The organism is Arthrobacter sp. 05L45_2 (genome assembly GCF_056397525.1).
This window is the reverse complement of sequence record NZ_JBFTNO010000012.1, coordinates 1-14,881: the sequence shown is the minus strand read 5'-3', so window position 1 is coordinate 14,881 and position 14,881 is coordinate 1. Positions and strand designations below refer to the sequence as shown.

Below are 14,881 nucleotides of genomic sequence, written 5' to 3'. Positions count from 1 at the left end.
CTCTGCACCCGAATATACTCGGACTTCCTACTAATTTCCAGAGTGCTCCGCCGCCGCGGACAGCCGCCCCCGCCGGTCCCGGCAGCGCCGCCCCGCGGCCAAGTTCGGTAAGTTAGGACCTGTGAAGATTGCTACCTGGAATGTGAACTCGCTCCGTGCCCGTGCCGACCGCGTGGAGGCATGGCTGCAGCGCACCGACTGTGACGTCCTGGCCATCCAGGAAACCAAGTGCAAGGACGAGAACTTTCCCTGGGAACTCTTCGAGAGCATGGGCTACGAGGTGGCCCACTTCGGCCTGAGCCAGTGGAACGGGGTGGCCATCGCGTCCCGGGTGGGACTCGAGGATGTTGAGCGCACCTTTATGGACCAGCCCTCCTTCGGCAAGGGCGGCAAGGACGAGGTCCAGGAGGCCCGTGCCATCGGGGCCACCTGCGGCGGCATCCGGGTCTGGAGCCTCTACGTCCCGAACGGCCGGGCGCTCGATGATGAACACATGCCCTACAAGCTGAGCTGGCTGGACATGCTCCGGGAACACGCCGAGGGCTGGGTCCGGTCCGACCCGGCGGCCCAGATCGCCCTCATGGGTGACTGGAACATCGCCCCGCGCGACGAGGACGTCTGGGACATCGACTACTTCCGCTCCGCGGGCCTGACCCATGTGAGCGAACCCGAACGCGCCGCCTTCCACGCCTTCGAGGCCGCCGGCTTCACCGACGTCGTCCGCCCCCACACTCCGGGCCCCGGGGTCTACACCTACTGGGACTACACCCAGCTGCGCTTCCCGAAGAAGGAAGGCATGCGGATCGACTTCGTCCTGGCCTCCCCCGCCCTCGCCGACCGGGTGACCGGCGCCTCGATTGACCGCGAGGAGCGCAAGGGCAAGGGCGCCTCGGACCACGCCCCGGTGATTGTAGAGCTGGCCGGCTGATGACCGCCCGCCCGGCAAGCGCAGGCCCGCAATGACGGGCAACCTCTACCGGGGCCAGGCCGGGCTGCCGTTTTCCTCCACGCTCCGGGTCTACGAACCACTCGAGGCCTTCCCCGCCGAGCAGCAGCGTGCCCTGCGGGACGCCGGCGCCCGGTCGGAATCACGCGCGGCGGTCGAAAACGCGGAGCTGCTGGCCTCCCTGGGCCGCATCACCCGCCCGGGCGGCGACCCTTTCCCCACCGGGCAGACCGACCTGGTGCGGATCCTCGCTGTCAGCGGCGCCACCGGTTCCGGCGCCACCGGGAACCCCGGCTCCTGTAACGACGACGGCGGCTCCCATAAGGACGACGACGGCGTGGTGCCCGCCGCGCTGCTGTATTGCCCCAGCCAGCTGGTGCTCCGGGCCGGACTGGCCGCCAACGCCCTGATGGAAGGCATCCACGGCCCGCTGGCCCAGCTGCTGATCCCCGAAGAGCAGCGCGACCGCCACCAGGAGCGCATTGACCAGGTCAAGGCCCGGGAAGGGACCGGGCGGGTCCACACCCGTGCCTCCACCTGGGGGATCCCGTTCAGCTGGTTCTGCCTCTTCCAGGAATCGGACCCCACGGATGTGGTGGAGGCGGGCGGCCGGATTCTCACGGTGCGCATCCGGGCCACCCTCGGCGCCGCCCTGCAGCGGGTCCGGCACGCCGTCGCGCACCTGGCCCTCGCGGCGCCGGACCTGGACATGCTGGAGGACCTGACCCAGCTCACGGAGTGGCTGGAACTCTTCCACCCCGGGTCGGTGGTCGAACTCGACTACGGCGCCGTGGCGGACAAGGTCTACCCGGACGATTCGCCGCTGGATGTCAGGCTGGGGATCGARTGCCTGGCCGAGGGTGACATGACCGGAGCTGCGGCCGCCTACCGCCGGCTGGCCTCCCGCTGGATTCCGATCCGTCAGTTGGCCCGCGCCTCCTGAGCATGGCGTGAGGGCAGCGGCGGGGCCGCCGTCGTATCCCGGACAATCAGCCGGTGCGGCGCCACGGTGGAGTGCACCGACCCGGCGATCCCGTCGAGCTCATCAAGCAGCATCTTGGTGCCGAGCTCGGCTTGTTCATCCGGGCGCTGGCCGACCGTGGTGAGGCCGATGGCGGCGGAGAATTCGTGGTCGTCGATGCCCACCACGGAGAGATCCTCCGGCACACGCACCCCGGCGCGGCGGGCTTCGAAGAGCACGCCCATGGCCATCTCGTCCGAGGCGCAGAAGATCGCCGTCGGCTTGGGCCCGGGCTGGTCCCACAGCCGCTGGAAGGCGTCCTGGCCGCTGCGGACGGTGAAGTCCCCCCACTCGTCCCACTCCGGCCGGACGTCCAGGGCTGCCTCGGCCATCACGTCCTGGAAGGCTTTGATGCGCACCCGTGGAACGTCGAAGTTCAGGTCTGTTTCGTCGTCGCCGTGCAGCAGCGCGATCTCGGTGTGACCCAGGCCGATGAGGTGCCGGACCGCCGTGGCGGCGGCCTCGTAATCGTCGATCCCGATGTAGGCGCAGCCCTCGACGTGGCCGCCCACCACAACCAGCGGGATGTCGATCTTCTGCAGGTGCTCGAGTTCCTCGCTGCTGAGAGCCATACAGAGGACCAGGAGGGCGTCGATCTGCTTGTAGACCATGGTCTTGCTGAACAGSCGYTCGCGGTGGCTSCCGTGRCCGCCSAGGTTGAAGAGCGAGAGGTTGTACTGGCGGCCGTGCAGTTCCCGGTCGGCGCCCTCAATAGCCTTGGAGAAGAACCAGCGGCTGACGAACGGGGCCAGCACGCCGATGGTCCGGGTCCGGCCGGTGGCCAGCCCGGATGCCGAGGAGGAGGCCACATAGCCCAGGGCCTCGGCCACGGCCAGGATTTTCTCCCGGGTGGCGGGTGAGACCCGGGGCAGTCCACGGACGGCGCGGGAGACGGTGGCGGTGGAAACGCCGGCCGCGGCTGCGACGTCCTCGATACTGACGCCGGAGTGTCCGCCGCGTTGCGCCCTGTCAGTTGTCCGTGCCACCGTGTCCCCTTGTCGACCGGCAGCAGGTGCGCTGCCGGCGTGCCGCCCCCACGGCGCCCATCGTTCCTAGTCGAGTGCCGCCGCCCTCACCGCCGCCGGGATCCGGTGCGGCCGGGCAAACGCCGCCGCAGCCGGACCATCCCATAGAGGGCCAGCAGGGTTGCGAGCAGTCCCAGCGCCCAGCCGAGGGCCGGCTGGGCGGTCACCTCCATCCAGACGGTGACCGCCAGCAGGACCACGGCCCAGAAGCCCAGGAACCCGATAATGATGTCGAAGTCCTCGCCCGAACGCACCCTGCGGTGCGTCGGGTGGATTTCGCCCTGGCCCTGTCCGTGTGCCATCAAGCTGCCGCCACAGCCATCACTTGACGGCGCCGGCGGTCAGGCCCGCGACGATCTTGCGCTGGAAGACCAGCACCAGGATCACGAGCGGGATGGTCACGATGGTGCCGGCCGCCATGATCGCGGTGTACGGGATCTGGTTGGGCTGCGCGCCGGCGAAGCTCGCGATCGCGACGGTGACCGGCTGGGTCGCGTCGGACGAGAGCTGGCTGGCGATCAGGAATTCATTCCACGAGGAAATGAACGCCAGGATGGCCGTGGTGAAGATGGCCGGCGCCGCGAGCGGCATGATCACCTTGCGGAATGCCTGCCCCTGCGTGCAGCCGTCCACCCGGGCCGATTCCTCGAGCTCCCACGGCATTTCGCGGAAGAAGGAGGTCATGGTGTAGACGGTCAGCGGCAGCACGAACGAGATATTCGGGATGATCAGGGCCTGGTAGGTGCCCATCCAGCCGATGTTGGTGAACAGCTGGAACAGCGGGGTGATGAGGGCGACGCCGGGGAACATGGATGCGCCCAGGATGAAGCCGAGCACCAGGTACTTGAACCGGAAGTTCAGCCGTGCCAGCGCGTAGGCCGCGAAGACGCCGATGAGCAGCGACACCACGGTGACGACGACGCCGATGAACACGCTGTTGAGCAGCGCCTGGCCGAAGTGGTTGCCGAACGACGTGTCGAACGCGGTCTTGAAGTTGTCCAGGGTCACGTGCGACGGCAATACCGAGGTGTCGTAGGTGAACCCCACGTCGCGGAACGCCGTCACCACCATCCAGTAGGCCGGCGCCAGGCACCAGATYAGGATGACAACCGCACTGATGTAGGTGCGGCCCTGGGCCCATTTCTCCCGGTTCTGGGCCGTCTTGCGCCCCCGGTCCTGCTGCGCGCGCAGCTCGGTCGCGGCGGTGGTCATTTCTTCCCCTTACTAGCGCCGGTCTGCTGCTCCACAACATTCGCGCCAAGGAAGCGCACGAAGATGAAGGCGACAAGGAAAATGATGATGAACGTGATGGTCGATAGYGCCGCCGCCACGTTGAAGCCTTGCCTGATCTGGTTAATCACCAGGATCGAGAGCGTGGTGGTGTTGTTGGCCCCGCCGGTGAGGATGTACGGGAGGTCGAACATACGCAGCGCATCCAGGGTGCGGAAAAGGATGGCCACCATCAGCGCCGGCTTCACCAGCGGCAGGGTGATCATCCGGAACCGCTGCCAGGCCGATGCGCCGTCAACCTTGGCTGCCTCGTACACCTCAGCGGGAATCATCTGCAGGCCGGCCAGGATGAGCAGCGCCATAAACGGCGTGGTCTTCCAGACGTCGGCAATGATGACCGCCCACTTGGCCGGCCACTCACTGCCGGTCCACAGAATGGAGGTGTTGAAGAGCTTGTTGGCGATGCCCTCGAAGGCGAAGATGAACAGCCACAGCTTGGCCGTCACGGCGGTGGGGATGGCCCACGGCACCAGCACGGCCGCGCGGACCATGCTGCGGCCCTTGAAGGTGCGCGCCATGATGATGGCCATCCAGAAACCGAGCACGGTTTCCAGGGTGACCGTGACGATGGTGAAGAAGAAGGTGGTGGCGGTCGCGGACCAGAACTGGGAGCCGAGGGTGCCCGGCGGGCAGGCCACGCTGCCGCCGTTGGGCGACGTACACTGCTGGCCGAGCCAGTTGACGTAGTTCTTGAAACCGGCCGGGCCGCCTTCGGCGAAGAGGCCGGTGGCCGGGTCCAGCCCGGCGTCGGCCTGGAAGGACATGATGATGGCGCTGACGATCGGGTAAACAATGACGACGGCCAGCGCGATGATGGTGGGGGCGAGCAGCCACGAAGCCCACTTACCCTGGCTCGCGATGGCGTTGTCCTCCCCCACCCCCTTCGGTGCGTGGTGGGGTTCGACCCCGCCCGACGCCGGCTTCTTTACCGGCGTCGGGCCCAATTCGGTTGCCATGAGTGACTACTTTGTCTGGGTTTCGATGGACTTCTGCATATCGGACAGCGCTGCGTCCACTGCCTTCTCACCCTTGATGGCCGAGTATGCGTTGTCCTGGATGGCCTTGGTAACGGCCGGGTAGAACGGGGTCACCGGACGCGGGACGGCGTTCTCAATGGAGGTCTTCAGCACGGGCAGGTACGGCAGCTTGGCGACCAGTTCCTTGTCGTCGTAGAGCTTGCTGAGCACCGGGGCGAGGGAGCCCTGCGTGGCGAAGAACTTCTGCGTTTCTTCGGTGGTGAGGAACTTCAGGAAGTCCAGCGCGGTGGCCTTGTTCTTGGAGTAGACGCTCATGCCGGCGCTGTGGCCGCCCAGGGAGGAGGCGCCGGGGCCGTCCTTGCCCGGGAGGGCGGTCATGCCGAGGACGTCCTTGACCTTGGACGAGCCTTCGGTGGTGGCCAGGTTGTAGACGTACGGCCAGTTGCGCAGGAACAGCAGCTTGCCGTCCTGGAACGCCTGGCGCGATTCCTCTTCCTTGTAGGTGATGGCTTCCTTGGGGATGTTGCCGTCCGCGTAGGCCTTGGCGAGGTTACCCAGGCCGGTCTTGGCTTCCTCGGTGTTCAGGCTCGGCTTGCCGTCCTTGTCGAGCACGGACCCGCCGAAGGAGTTGATCGCCTCGGAGGCGTTCACGGTGAGGCCCTCATACTTCGAGAACTGGCCGGAGTAGCATCCGATGTTCTTGGCCTTGGCGATTGAGCACATGCCCATCATTTCGTCCCACGTCTTGGGCGCGGTGGGGACGAGGTCCTTGCGGTAGTAGAGGATGCCGCCGTCGGAAGACTCGGGTGCGGCGTAGAGGGTGCCCTTGTAGGAGGCGGCCTCGAGCGTCGGCTTGAGCATGCCGGCGGTGTCGAGGGCCATCTTGTCCTTGAGCGGCTGGAGCCAGCCCTTGGCCGCAAACTCGGCGGTCCAGACGACGTCCACGCTGACAACGTCGTAGTTGGCGTTCTTGGCCTGGAAGTTCTGGACCAGGTCATCGTGCTGCTGGTCGGCCTGGTCGGTCTGTTCCTTGAACGTGACCTTCTCGTTCGGGTGCGCCGCGTTCCACTTTTCGATCAGCGGCCGCACAACGTTGCTGTTGTCCTTGCCCTGTACGTAGGTGATGGGGCCCCGGCCGTCCAGGTTTGCTGCCGCGTCGCCGCCGCCCGCGGAGTTACCACCGCCGCCTCCACCGCCTGCACAGGCCGAGAGGGAGAGGGCCAAAACACCGGCCGCGGCTACGGGAAGTAGGTATTTACGGGTTTTCATGCAGGTGCTCCTCGCTGAGTACCGGTTCGTACCGGTGGTGCAGTTGGTGTGGTGGCAATCACACTAGCGACACGATGGTGAGGAATGCAAGCGTTTACATTAAACCTTTACGCAACGGAGACCGGTGCAGGCCGGTCCGGTGCTGGTGTTCCGGGTGGGGCACATGTTTCCGGCGGCTAACCGCACGTGCCAGCGGATGCGTTTAGCGGACGCGCTCGGCGCGCCCGAACCGGGACCGGGCGCCGGCCCCGAGGTGGATCAGCACGGGGGTTCGTTTGCCCACGACGGCGTCGAGGGCCTCGACCAGCGCCGACACCTCGGCGGCGAGGGCGTGCGGCGCGACACCCTGGCGGGGCTGCACCCGGATCCGGAGAGCCGGCTCGCCGTCGAACTCGTAGGTCCCGACAGTGGCGCCGGCCAGGTCCGGCCGGTCGGCAAGGGCGGCCCGGAGGGCCTGCGCCGCCACACCGCCGCCGATCCGGACGTTGCCGGGCACATCCCCGGCATCGTCCTCGGCGACCAGCAGGTTGGCGCGGCCTTTGCCCTGTTGGGCAAGCCAGGCGACCATGGCCACGATCACGGCCAGCAACAGGACCACGATGAGGATCCACAGCCAGCTTTCGGGGCGGCCGGGGAGCCGGGTGCGGTCCACGAGTCCGCGGACCCCGCTCCATGCCCCTGCCGACCAGCCCTGCCACCAGCGGCCGACCGCCGGCACCGTCGCCAGCAGGATCAGTAGCCCTCCGATCGCCAGCAGCTTGGCGCCAAGGATGGCGAGCAGAATCCGGTTGAGGATCCGGGGTGTGCTGTTCACGCGCCGATCACCCCCGASGAGGCCAGRTTGACCCGCACCTCMGGCCGGGGCGWGAGCGCCATGTCCGTGAGCTCTGCCTCTACGGCGGCCTGGATGTCTGCCGCGCGAAGGGGCACGCCGGAGGTCGGCCGGACGTTCACCAGCACCTGCCGCCTGGAGACCACCACCATCACCTGTTCCTGGGTGACGTTGGCGGCGAGCCGTGCACGCCGCGCCAGGGCGGAGGCGATCACCTCATCGTCGACCACGACGCCGGCCCTCGGATCGGCCAGCACGTGGCGGGCACGCCGGCCCGGCAGCACGGCGTTGAGGAAGAAGAACAGTCCCGCGGCCAGCAGCACGGCCCCGGTGACGCCCAGCAGCAGCGGCGGGACGCCGGCGGGGAGCTCGATGATGCGCTCGGCCGCGGCCTGCGGGTCAATCAGCCACGGCGGCTGCCCGACCGCACGGACGGCGGTCTCGAGCAGGGCGTAAACACACAGCCCGATCACCAGGATGGCCGCAATGACGGAGGCGGCAGCCCTGGAAGAGCTGGTTTCCCGGGCCAGGACCTTGGCCATCCCGGGGGCACTCGTTCCGGTGTCCGGTCCGGACGTGGGATCCGACGCCGGGGCGGCCGGCCTGCTCCCTGTTTCGCCATACTGGCGCTCGGCTGCCTGGCTCACCGGACCCGCCCTCCCTCTGTGATGCTTGCTCCGCTGATGCGGATGTCCACCCGACTAAGCTGCGCGCCGCTCAGTTCGGTGACCCGCCGCAGGATCTCCGCTTTGGCTGCCACGGCACGGTCCCAGATGGGGCCACCGAAGGCCGTGACGCGGGCCGGATCACGGAGCACCGAGGAGAGCGACGGGACGGCGATCGGGGTGACCAGCGAAAGGGCCAGCAGGCCGTCGTCGTCCGTCCAGTCAGCCCTTACGTCGGGGGCGGGGACGCCCAGCGCTTCGGCGGCCGCGGCGCGTGCCACGCTGGTCAGCGCCTGGGTGCTGATCCGGTTGTGTCCGGCCAGGCTCCGTCCGGTGCCGTCAGTCATGAGGAGGAACGCCTGCCCGTGATGGCGTCGACGACGCCGCGCAGGTCCAGTTTCCCTTCCGCCGCGCGGCCCAGCAGGGCTCCGATAGCCATAAAGAGCAGGGATCCGAGGAAGCCCCAGACCCCAAACGCGAAGGACATAAAGGCAAGGAAAGCGCCGGCTGCGATGCCCGCCACGGTCAGGTTCACTGCAGGGCCTCCCTCACGGGCCGCACGTCTCCGGCGGCCGCCGGCTTGGGCGGTCCGGGGACGAAGACGTCGTGGATTTCGATGTTCACTTCAATGACCTGCAGTCCCACGAGCTCCTCCACAGCGGCGTACACGGCGGCGCGGATCTGGTCCGCGAGGGGGTGCAGCGGGGTGCCGTAGAGGGCCACGAGGTCAATGTCGACGGCCACCTGGGTCTCGCCCACCTCGGCCCGGACGCCGGCGGCGTGATCCGGACTGCCCACGGCGTCGCGGATCGCACCCAGAGCGCGGGACGGTCCAGTGCCCAGGGAGTACACGCCCGGAACCGAGCGGGCGGCGATGCCGGCCACCTTTGCGACGGCGGCTTCGGAAATCACGGTGCGGCCGGTCGCGGCGGACGCCGCGAAGGGCAGCCCTGCCTCCGGCAACCGCGTCTCCGGCAGGCGGGTCTCCGGCAGGCGGGTCTCCGGCAGTCCTGCCGCCGGACCGGCAGCCGGGTTGGTGGATTCAGGATTCTGGTACTCCATGAGGCACTCCCCCTTCTCTTTGACACCACCCTAGCCCTTGGGGCCCACCGCGGGGCCACATCACCGGGATTTCCGGAGCGGGCCTGCGGCGGGAGCGCCCTACTTGCAGTTAGCGGCGATCCAGCCGGTCACAGGAGCCATGGCGTCCTGGAACTTGCCGCTGGAGAAGACGGTCTGGTCGCTCAGGCCGGCCACGGCCACCTGGTTGAGCCTCGCGAAGGCGGCCTTGAGGCTGTCCGGAACCCGCTCCGCCGTGCGGCTCAGTTCGGCCTTGTGCTGCTCGAGTTCGGCGGTCTTGCCCTGCGCGGCGGAGAGCGGGAGCAAGGACGCCCCCGTGGCCTGCTCGGAGATGGTCTTGCAGGCTTCGGCCGCGGTCGCAAAGTCACCGAAGGGTCCGGAGGTCTTGGTGGGGCTGGGGGTGGGAGTCGCCGTCTGCGCAGGGGCCGACGACGGCGGGGCCGCAGCTTCCGGCGCCGAGCACGCGGTCAGTGCCAGGGCGGCGAGGAGGGCGGTAACGGTCAGCTGGTGTGCAGTTTTCTTCACAATCACTTTTCTGGTCGAGATTGCGCCGCAGGCCGCCAGGGGGCGGTCCGCAGCGATGGCGTTCTTCCCCAGCGTGCGAGTCTAGCCGTGGCGGCCGGCGTGTCCCCAACCCGGGCGCCGTCGCCGACGCATCAACATGCGATGCCCGGTCAGGGCTGCGGGAGCCCGGCGGGCGGAGAAAGGCGTGCGGCGAGTCCGGTCAGCAGGATGGTGATTCCCTCGTCCAGTTCGCCGGCGCCGTCGTACTCGGCCAGGACCGGGGCCAGCGCGCGCAATCGGGGGAACTCCTTTGCGGGCAGCCGGTGCAGGCCCAGGCGGAGCACGGCCTCGTTTTCATCGGGATCCACAATGAATTCCTGCAGTTCGTTGAGGATGTGCCCGTAAAGGTAGCCGTAATAGGCGCGGTAGACGTGCAGCGCGTCCGCTGGGGCAAATCCGGCGTGGATCAGCAGCGCCAAAATCTGTTCGAGCGGCCGCAGGGTTCCCAGCGGCCGCAGCCCCAGCGGCGTCGACAGCGGCCGGGTCACCAGCAGGGGCACCACGTTGGGGTGGCGGAGTGCCAGCAGGCGGAAGTCGTGGGCGGTGCTGCGCAACTGCGCCTGCCAGTCGGCGGCGCCGGCATCGATCACCAGCTCATTCAGGACCAGCTCCGTCACACCGTCCAGTAGTGCGGCCCGGTTTTCCGCGTACCGGTACAGGCTCATCGGGTCCCGGCCCAGCCGCTGTCCCAGCCGGCGCATCGTGAGTGCCTCCAGCCCCTCGGCGTCCACCAGGGCCAAGGCTGCGGAGATAACGAGTTCGCGGCTAAGCGGCTTCCGCTCGCCGGGTGCCTGGTTCTCGTCGCGCGTCATGGGATTCCGTTTCGGGTGGGTGCGGCAATTCGCCGAATGGCAGGAACCGCATTGCTTAATGCCTAGTCTGCGCCTAGAGTCTACAACGTAGGGTTGTTGTTTCGGCCGGTCTCCCCCGGACCGGATGGCAACGCCCACCCCGGGAATCAGCTGCACAGTCAGCGCACCGGGAGCACCACGCCTCAGCGCCGCGTGCACGAAGTTGAGGCTCCCGCTGCTATAGCCACATGGCGGCGCCCAATGCACTCCGAGGAAATGAGCCGATCATGGCAACTTCTCACTACGACCAATTCCTGCAGGAAGCCATCACCCGCGATCCTGCATCCAACCACGCCATGGGCCGGGACCGCCTCTACGGCCTGTACACGAGCTGGTGCGTCCTTGGCGAGACCACCCCGGGCCCCGAAAATGCCTTCTGGGCCGCAATGAAGAAAAAGCGCATCCACCCCACCCGGACAGGCCTGCGGATGACTGGCACGGCCGCGGCCGATTACATCCTCACCAGCTACCCGGACATGGTCTAACCCCACAGTCCGCCCGCGAATCGGGTCCATAGGCCGTTACCTCAGGCAACCGGACCGACTATGATCCGGTCATGCTCAATCCTGCAGGTGGCCGCGGTACGCCTGAAAACCTGACTTCCGGCACCGGCCCCGTTGGCGCGGATGCCGGCCAGGGAGGCCCCGGCCACGGCTTCCGGCGCCTCTACGACGTTCCGGAGCGGTTGACGCCGCCCCAACGCTTCGAGCACTGGCGCCACTGGTACAGCCAGGCGGTGGAAACGCCCGTGCGGCTGGAAGCTACCGGCCCCGTTTCGCCGCATTTTGCCCCCACCGCCACCAGCTTCAGCGGGCCTGGATTCAGCTTGATTGAGCTCCGGAACGGGCCTGCCGCGGGTGCGTGGGAGGCCAACGGCGACCTGGATGATCTGCGGCTTGCGTATTTCGTGAAGGCACCTTCCGGGACCTACAACTTCTCGGGCGAACCGGTCTCCATCCAGTCGCCGCGGGTCCGGTTCCTTGACCTCACCCACGGCGGCAAGTTCCGCGCCCCGGCGGGAATGCACGTTATTCAGCTCAACCTTGCTAAATCCGGCCTGGGCGTGGACGGGGTGAGGGCCACGAGGCTGGCCGAGGTGGAGAACCTCATTCAGCATCCTGTGCTGCGCTCCCTCCTGATGCCCCTGCTCTTGAACTGCAGGGCCGCGGGGATGGAGGCGCATGCGGAGGCCGCCAGCGCCGTCCTGCGCTCCGCGGTGACCGCGCTGACCTCGTCCTTGCTCGGCGTCCCAGCCGCACCGGAATCGCTGGCGCCCTCGCAGCGGCTGGCGGTCAAGAACTACCTGCACAGGAACTATGCCTCGGAAAACATGGGTTCGGAAGCAATAGCGGACCACTTTCACGTGTCCCGGCGCACCCTGTTTACCCTGTTCGAAGGCGAGGACTTGGGGATCGCCGCACGGGTCCGGCTCCTGCGGACCGCACGGGCCCTGGAGTTGCTTCGTGACCCGGAGTGGCGGCTCCAGACGGTGGACCGGATTGCCGCTACGGCAGGTTTCGCCAACACGCAGGCCCTGCGACGGGCGCTCAAGGATGTCACGGGCCTTGGGGTGCGGGAATTGCGGGATGACCACTCAGCGCTCGAGGAGCGGCTTGCCGCGCTCCGGCGAACGCTCGGCGCCTGAAGGCGGCAGCGACCCCGGTCCCCCCAATGACGACCGGGGGCACTCCCTACCCCGCTGTTGGAAGCCTAAATCAGCCTTCGGGCCGCCGTCCCGGACAGGGCACAAGGCCGCACGAAGTGATCGAAATTCGGGCAGAAACGCATTATCTGAGCCATCGGGCGTTCAGCGACGACGACGGCGGTGCGCAGGCCGGAACGCGGCCGCACCCGCCGCCTTTGGAAGTTTTTAGGGCGCGAGATGTCGCACCGCTGATCGCCGACATGGCCCGGGAGGGGAACAGGTGGTCGGGCGACTGCATTGGGGGGTCAATCGCCCGACACATTTTGGATTATTCGCCGTCGCGGCCGGTTTGTCCACGGTGTTTTTCTTCCCACACTTTCGGACCCAGAGTGGCCCTGCCAAGGGTGGTACTGACGGAGACTCCCTCAGCGCCGAATGCGGCCGTAGCGTGGGTGGGACGTTGCAATTCCCCGGATAGTGAGAGCAGGCCCGCATGAACATCGAACCCACCAAACCCACCGGCAAGAACCCGCCCGAGCAGTTCGTCGGTGATGTCTGGCTGGATCCCATCGCGCTGCCGCACGAAACCGACCAGCGCATGGTGGTCGCCACGGTCCGCTTCGCTCCCGGCGCCCGGACTGCGTGGCACTCCCACGCCCGCGGGCAGTTCCTCCGTGTCACCCAGGGCATTGCCCGGTTCGGCGGACGCGACGGCAAGATCATCGAGGTCCACCCCGGGCAGACGCTGTACACCCCGCCGGGCGAGGAGCACTGGCACGCCGCGGCACCTGGCTGCTATATGGAGCACATCGCCATGCTGGAGAACGGCGATGACCCCGCCAAGACCACCACCTGGCTTGAGCACATCACGGACGACCAGTACAACGGCACCCGCCCCTGATACCGACCGACCTGCAAGGAGACCAATCATGCACACACGTACCCTCGGACAAGGCCTGACCGTCTCGGCCGTCGGCCTGGGCTGTATGGGCATGTCGCAAAGCTACGGGCCCAACCCGGGCAGCCGTGAGGACATGATCGGCGTCATCCGCTCCGCCGTCGACCTCGGGGTGACCTTCTTCGACACGGCCGAGGTGTACGGACCCTACGTGAACGAAGAACTCGTGGGCGAGGCCCTGGAGCCGATCCGCAGCCACGTCCAGGTGGCCACCAAGTTCGGCTGGCGTATCGAGGGCGGCAAAAGCGTGGGCCTCGACAGCCGGCCGGAACAAATCCGCCGGGTCGCCGAGGCCTCGCTGCAGCGGCTGCGCACCGACGTCATCGACCTSYTCTACCAGCACCGCGTCGAYCCCGMCGTGCCCATCGAGGAGGTCGCCGGCACCGTCGGTGAGCTAATCGCGGAAGGCAAAGTCCGGCACTTCGGGCTCTCAGAGGCGTCGGCAGGAACCATCCGCCGGGCGCACGCGGTGCAGCCGGTGACGGCGGTGCAGAGCGAATACTCGCTCTGGACCCGCGACCCGGAGGCCGAGGTGCTGCCAACGCTCGCCGAGCTGGGTATCGGGTTCGTGCCGTTCAGTCCGCTGGGCAAGGGCTTCCTGACGGGGACGGTGGGCACGGCCACCACCTTCGCCGAGGGCGACGTCCGCGCCACCATTCCCCGCTTCACCGAGGAGAACCGGTCCGCCAACGCCGCACTCGTCGGGCACGTCACCGGCCTCGCCAGCAGCAAGGGAACGACGCCGGCGCAGATCGCCCTGGCATGGCTGCTCGCCCAGCACCCATGGATCGTGCCGATTCCGGGCACCCGCAGCACCGCCAGGATCGAGGAAAACGCCGGCGCCACGGCGGTGGCCCTGTCCGCGGACGACGTCGCCGACCTCGACGCCCTCGCCCGGCGGATCGGTGTGCAGGGCGCCCGCTACAACAGCCAGCACCTGGGCTACGTCAACCGCTGACGCCAACAGGTCCGCACCTACCCAGAAACCCCATGACCCAAACACACCCCAGCCCCGCCCGCTCCACCGCCCCCGCCCGTGGCCGCGGCTTCATCGCGGCCACCGTGTCATTTGTTTCCGTGTTCGCTGCGGGGGCCTCGCCAATACCTCTGTACGACGCCTACCGGAAAGCCGACGGCCTGACGAACGACCAGTTCTCGCTGGCCGCCGTCGCCTATTTCGTCTGCGCCGTATTCGCCCTGGTGTTCCTGGGCCGGCTCTCGAACCACTTCGGCCGCCGTCCGGTGTCCCTCGCCGCCCTGCTGATTGCCGTCGCCGGCTGCCTCACGTTGCTGGCGGTCCACAGCTTCCTGCCGCTTCTCGCCGGCCGCGCCCTTCAGGGACTCGCGGCCGGCCTGGCATCCAGTGCCATCGGCGCGTACGTCGTCGACACCGCACCGCGTCGCCCACCGTGGCTGGTCGCGGCCGTCACCACCGCCGCTGCGACTATCGGGCTCGCCCTCGGCGTCTTCCTCTCCGGACTGCTCGTCGAGTTCGCAGCGGTTCCGCGTGCACTCACCTATTGTGTGTTTGCGGCGCTGCTGCTCGCCTGCGCCGCAGCCCTTGCCACCCGCCCCGAAACCGTTCCCCGCGCCCCCGGYGCCTGGTCCTCGCTGAAGCCGCACCTGGCGGTGCCGGCCGCGTCCCGCCCCTACCTGCCCCTGGCGTCGGCCATCTTCGTCGCCACCTGGGCCTTCGGCGGCTACTTCACGTCCTTCGGGCCCTCCATCGCCGCGGACAACCTCGGCTCGCACAGCCCC

At 68.0% G+C, this 14,881-nt stretch carries 19 protein-coding genes; 7 read left to right on the top strand and 12 right to left on the bottom strand.

Annotated elements, in window-relative coordinates; all coding sequences use genetic code 11:
• Nucleotides 1-121 precede the first annotated feature (121 nt).
• Nucleotides 122-928 (top strand): exodeoxyribonuclease III, encoded by an 807-nt coding sequence (locus tag AC1DHD_RS02145; protein WP_476878102.1) that lies wholly within the window; start codon nucleotides 122-124, stop codon nucleotides 926-928.
• A 31-nt stretch (nucleotides 929-959) separates the two neighbouring features.
• Nucleotides 960-1,889, top strand: coding sequence for a DUF8083 family protein (locus AC1DHD_RS02140; protein ID WP_476878101.1), 930 nt, complete (start codon nucleotides 960-962; stop codon nucleotides 1,887-1,889).
• Here the strand turns inward: AC1DHD_RS02140 and AC1DHD_RS02135 are convergent.
• The 12 genes from AC1DHD_RS02135 to AC1DHD_RS02080 form a co-directional block, all read right to left on the bottom strand.
• Nucleotides 1,868-2,953: a LacI family DNA-binding transcriptional regulator gene (locus AC1DHD_RS02135; RefSeq protein WP_476878100.1), complete on the bottom strand. Its 1,086-nt coding sequence runs from the start codon at nucleotides 2,951-2,953 to the stop codon at nucleotides 1,868-1,870. The two genes, AC1DHD_RS02140 and AC1DHD_RS02135, sit on opposite strands and share 22 nt — an antisense overlap.
• Before the next feature lie 86 nt (nucleotides 2,954-3,039).
• Nucleotides 3,040-3,294 carry a hypothetical protein gene (locus AC1DHD_RS02130; protein ID WP_476878099.1) on the bottom strand — a complete coding sequence of 85 codons (255 nt, stop codon included), beginning with the start codon at nucleotides 3,292-3,294 and terminating at the stop codon, nucleotides 3,040-3,042.
• Between the two features lie 19 nt (nucleotides 3,295-3,313).
• The gene (locus AC1DHD_RS02125) at nucleotides 3,314-4,204 is read right to left on the bottom strand and encodes a carbohydrate ABC transporter permease (protein ID WP_476878098.1); all 891 of its coding nucleotides are present in this window, start codon (nucleotides 4,202-4,204) and stop codon (nucleotides 3,314-3,316) included.
• Nucleotides 4,201-5,238, bottom strand: a complete 1,038-nt coding sequence (locus tag AC1DHD_RS02120; RefSeq protein ID WP_476878097.1) for a carbohydrate ABC transporter permease — start codon at nucleotides 5,236-5,238, stop codon at nucleotides 4,201-4,203. Before AC1DHD_RS02120 ends, AC1DHD_RS02125 begins: the two co-directional genes overlap by 4 nt.
• Nucleotides 5,239-5,244: 6 nt before the next feature.
• Nucleotides 5,245-6,528, bottom strand: coding sequence for an ABC transporter substrate-binding protein (locus tag AC1DHD_RS02115; protein WP_476878096.1), 1,284 nt, complete (start codon nucleotides 6,526-6,528; stop codon nucleotides 5,245-5,247).
• Nucleotides 6,529-6,730: 202 nt separating this feature from the next.
• Nucleotides 6,731-7,342 carry a hypothetical protein gene (locus AC1DHD_RS02110; protein ID WP_476878095.1) on the bottom strand — a complete coding sequence of 204 codons (612 nt, stop codon included), beginning with the start codon at nucleotides 7,340-7,342 and terminating at the stop codon, nucleotides 6,731-6,733.
• A complete protein-coding gene (locus AC1DHD_RS02105) occupies nucleotides 7,339-8,007 on the bottom strand; it encodes an Asp23/Gls24 family envelope stress response protein (RefSeq protein ID WP_476878094.1) in 669 nt (222 codons plus the stop codon). The genes AC1DHD_RS02110 and AC1DHD_RS02105 overlap by 4 nt, the downstream gene beginning before the upstream one ends.
• Nucleotides 8,004-8,372, bottom strand: a complete 369-nt coding sequence (locus AC1DHD_RS02100; protein WP_476878093.1) for a hypothetical protein — start codon at nucleotides 8,370-8,372, stop codon at nucleotides 8,004-8,006. Before AC1DHD_RS02100 ends, AC1DHD_RS02105 begins: the two co-directional genes overlap by 4 nt.
• Nucleotides 8,369-8,560 (bottom strand): hypothetical protein, encoded by a 192-nt coding sequence (locus tag AC1DHD_RS02095; RefSeq protein ID WP_476878092.1) that lies wholly within the window; start codon nucleotides 8,558-8,560, stop codon nucleotides 8,369-8,371. Before AC1DHD_RS02095 ends, AC1DHD_RS02100 begins: the two co-directional genes overlap by 4 nt.
• A complete protein-coding gene (locus AC1DHD_RS02090; protein WP_476878091.1) occupies nucleotides 8,557-9,087 on the bottom strand; it encodes an Asp23/Gls24 family envelope stress response protein in 531 nt (176 codons plus the stop codon). The genes AC1DHD_RS02095 and AC1DHD_RS02090 overlap by 4 nt, the downstream gene beginning before the upstream one ends.
• 99 nt (nucleotides 9,088-9,186) lie before the next feature.
• Nucleotides 9,187-9,630 carry a hypothetical protein gene (locus AC1DHD_RS02085; RefSeq protein ID WP_476878090.1) on the bottom strand — a complete coding sequence of 148 codons (444 nt, stop codon included), beginning with the start codon at nucleotides 9,628-9,630 and terminating at the stop codon, nucleotides 9,187-9,189.
• Between the two features lie 149 nt (nucleotides 9,631-9,779).
• Complete coding sequence (locus tag AC1DHD_RS02080) at nucleotides 9,780-10,481, bottom strand: TetR/AcrR family transcriptional regulator C-terminal domain-containing protein (RefSeq protein ID WP_476878089.1); 702 nt, start codon at nucleotides 10,479-10,481, stop codon at nucleotides 9,780-9,782.
• Between the two features lie 266 nt (nucleotides 10,482-10,747).
• Between AC1DHD_RS02080 and AC1DHD_RS02075 the strand changes: the two genes are divergently transcribed.
• The 5 genes from AC1DHD_RS02075 to AC1DHD_RS02055 all read left to right on the top strand — a co-directional run.
• Nucleotides 10,748-11,005: a hypothetical protein gene (locus tag AC1DHD_RS02075; protein ID WP_476878088.1), complete on the top strand. Its 258-nt coding sequence runs from the start codon at nucleotides 10,748-10,750 to the stop codon at nucleotides 11,003-11,005.
• 71 nt (nucleotides 11,006-11,076) lie between these two features.
• Nucleotides 11,077-12,165, top strand: coding sequence for a helix-turn-helix domain-containing protein (locus tag AC1DHD_RS02070; protein WP_476878087.1), 1,089 nt, complete (start codon nucleotides 11,077-11,079; stop codon nucleotides 12,163-12,165).
• A gap of 493 nt (nucleotides 12,166-12,658) precedes the next feature.
• Complete coding sequence (locus tag AC1DHD_RS02065; RefSeq protein WP_476878086.1) at nucleotides 12,659-13,066, top strand: (R)-mandelonitrile lyase; 408 nt, start codon at nucleotides 12,659-12,661, stop codon at nucleotides 13,064-13,066.
• A 28-nt stretch (nucleotides 13,067-13,094) separates the two neighbouring features.
• Nucleotides 13,095-14,081: an aldo/keto reductase gene (locus AC1DHD_RS02060; protein WP_476878085.1), complete on the top strand. Its 987-nt coding sequence runs from the start codon at nucleotides 13,095-13,097 to the stop codon at nucleotides 14,079-14,081.
• A 32-nt stretch (nucleotides 14,082-14,113) separates the two neighbouring features.
• On the top strand, nucleotides 14,114-14,881 hold a 768-nt coding region (locus tag AC1DHD_RS02055), incomplete at its 3' end, for an MFS transporter (protein ID WP_476878084.1).

What these genes read in the sequence shown, in the direction of transcription:
- AC1DHD_RS02065 (WP_476878086.1), top strand. Translation starts at nt 12,659, where the DNA reads ATGAACATCGAACCCACCAAACCCACCGGCAAGAACCCGCCCGAGCAG.
- AC1DHD_RS02130 (WP_476878099.1), bottom strand. Translation starts at nt 3,294, where the DNA reads ATGGCACACGGACAGGGCCAGGGCGAAATCCACCCGACGCACCGCAGG.
- AC1DHD_RS02070 (WP_476878087.1), top strand. Translation starts at nt 11,077, where the DNA reads ATGCTCAATCCTGCAGGTGGCCGCGGTACGCCTGAAAACCTGACTTCC.
- AC1DHD_RS02090 (WP_476878091.1), bottom strand. Translation starts at nt 9,087, where the DNA reads ATGGAGTACCAGAATCCTGAATCCACCAACCCGGCTGCCGGTCCGGCG.
- AC1DHD_RS02100 (WP_476878093.1), bottom strand. Translation starts at nt 8,372, where the DNA reads ATGACTGACGGCACCGGACGGAGCCTGGCCGGACACAACCGGATCAGC.
- AC1DHD_RS02115 (WP_476878096.1), bottom strand. Translation starts at nt 6,528, where the DNA reads ATGAAAACCCGTAAATACCTACTTCCCGTAGCCGCGGCCGGTGTTTTG.
- AC1DHD_RS02080 (WP_476878089.1), bottom strand. Translation starts at nt 10,481, where the DNA reads ATGACGCGCGACGAGAACCAGGCACCCGGCGAGCGGAAGCCGCTTAGC.
- AC1DHD_RS02075 (WP_476878088.1), top strand. Translation starts at nt 10,748, where the DNA reads ATGGCAACTTCTCACTACGACCAATTCCTGCAGGAAGCCATCACCCGC.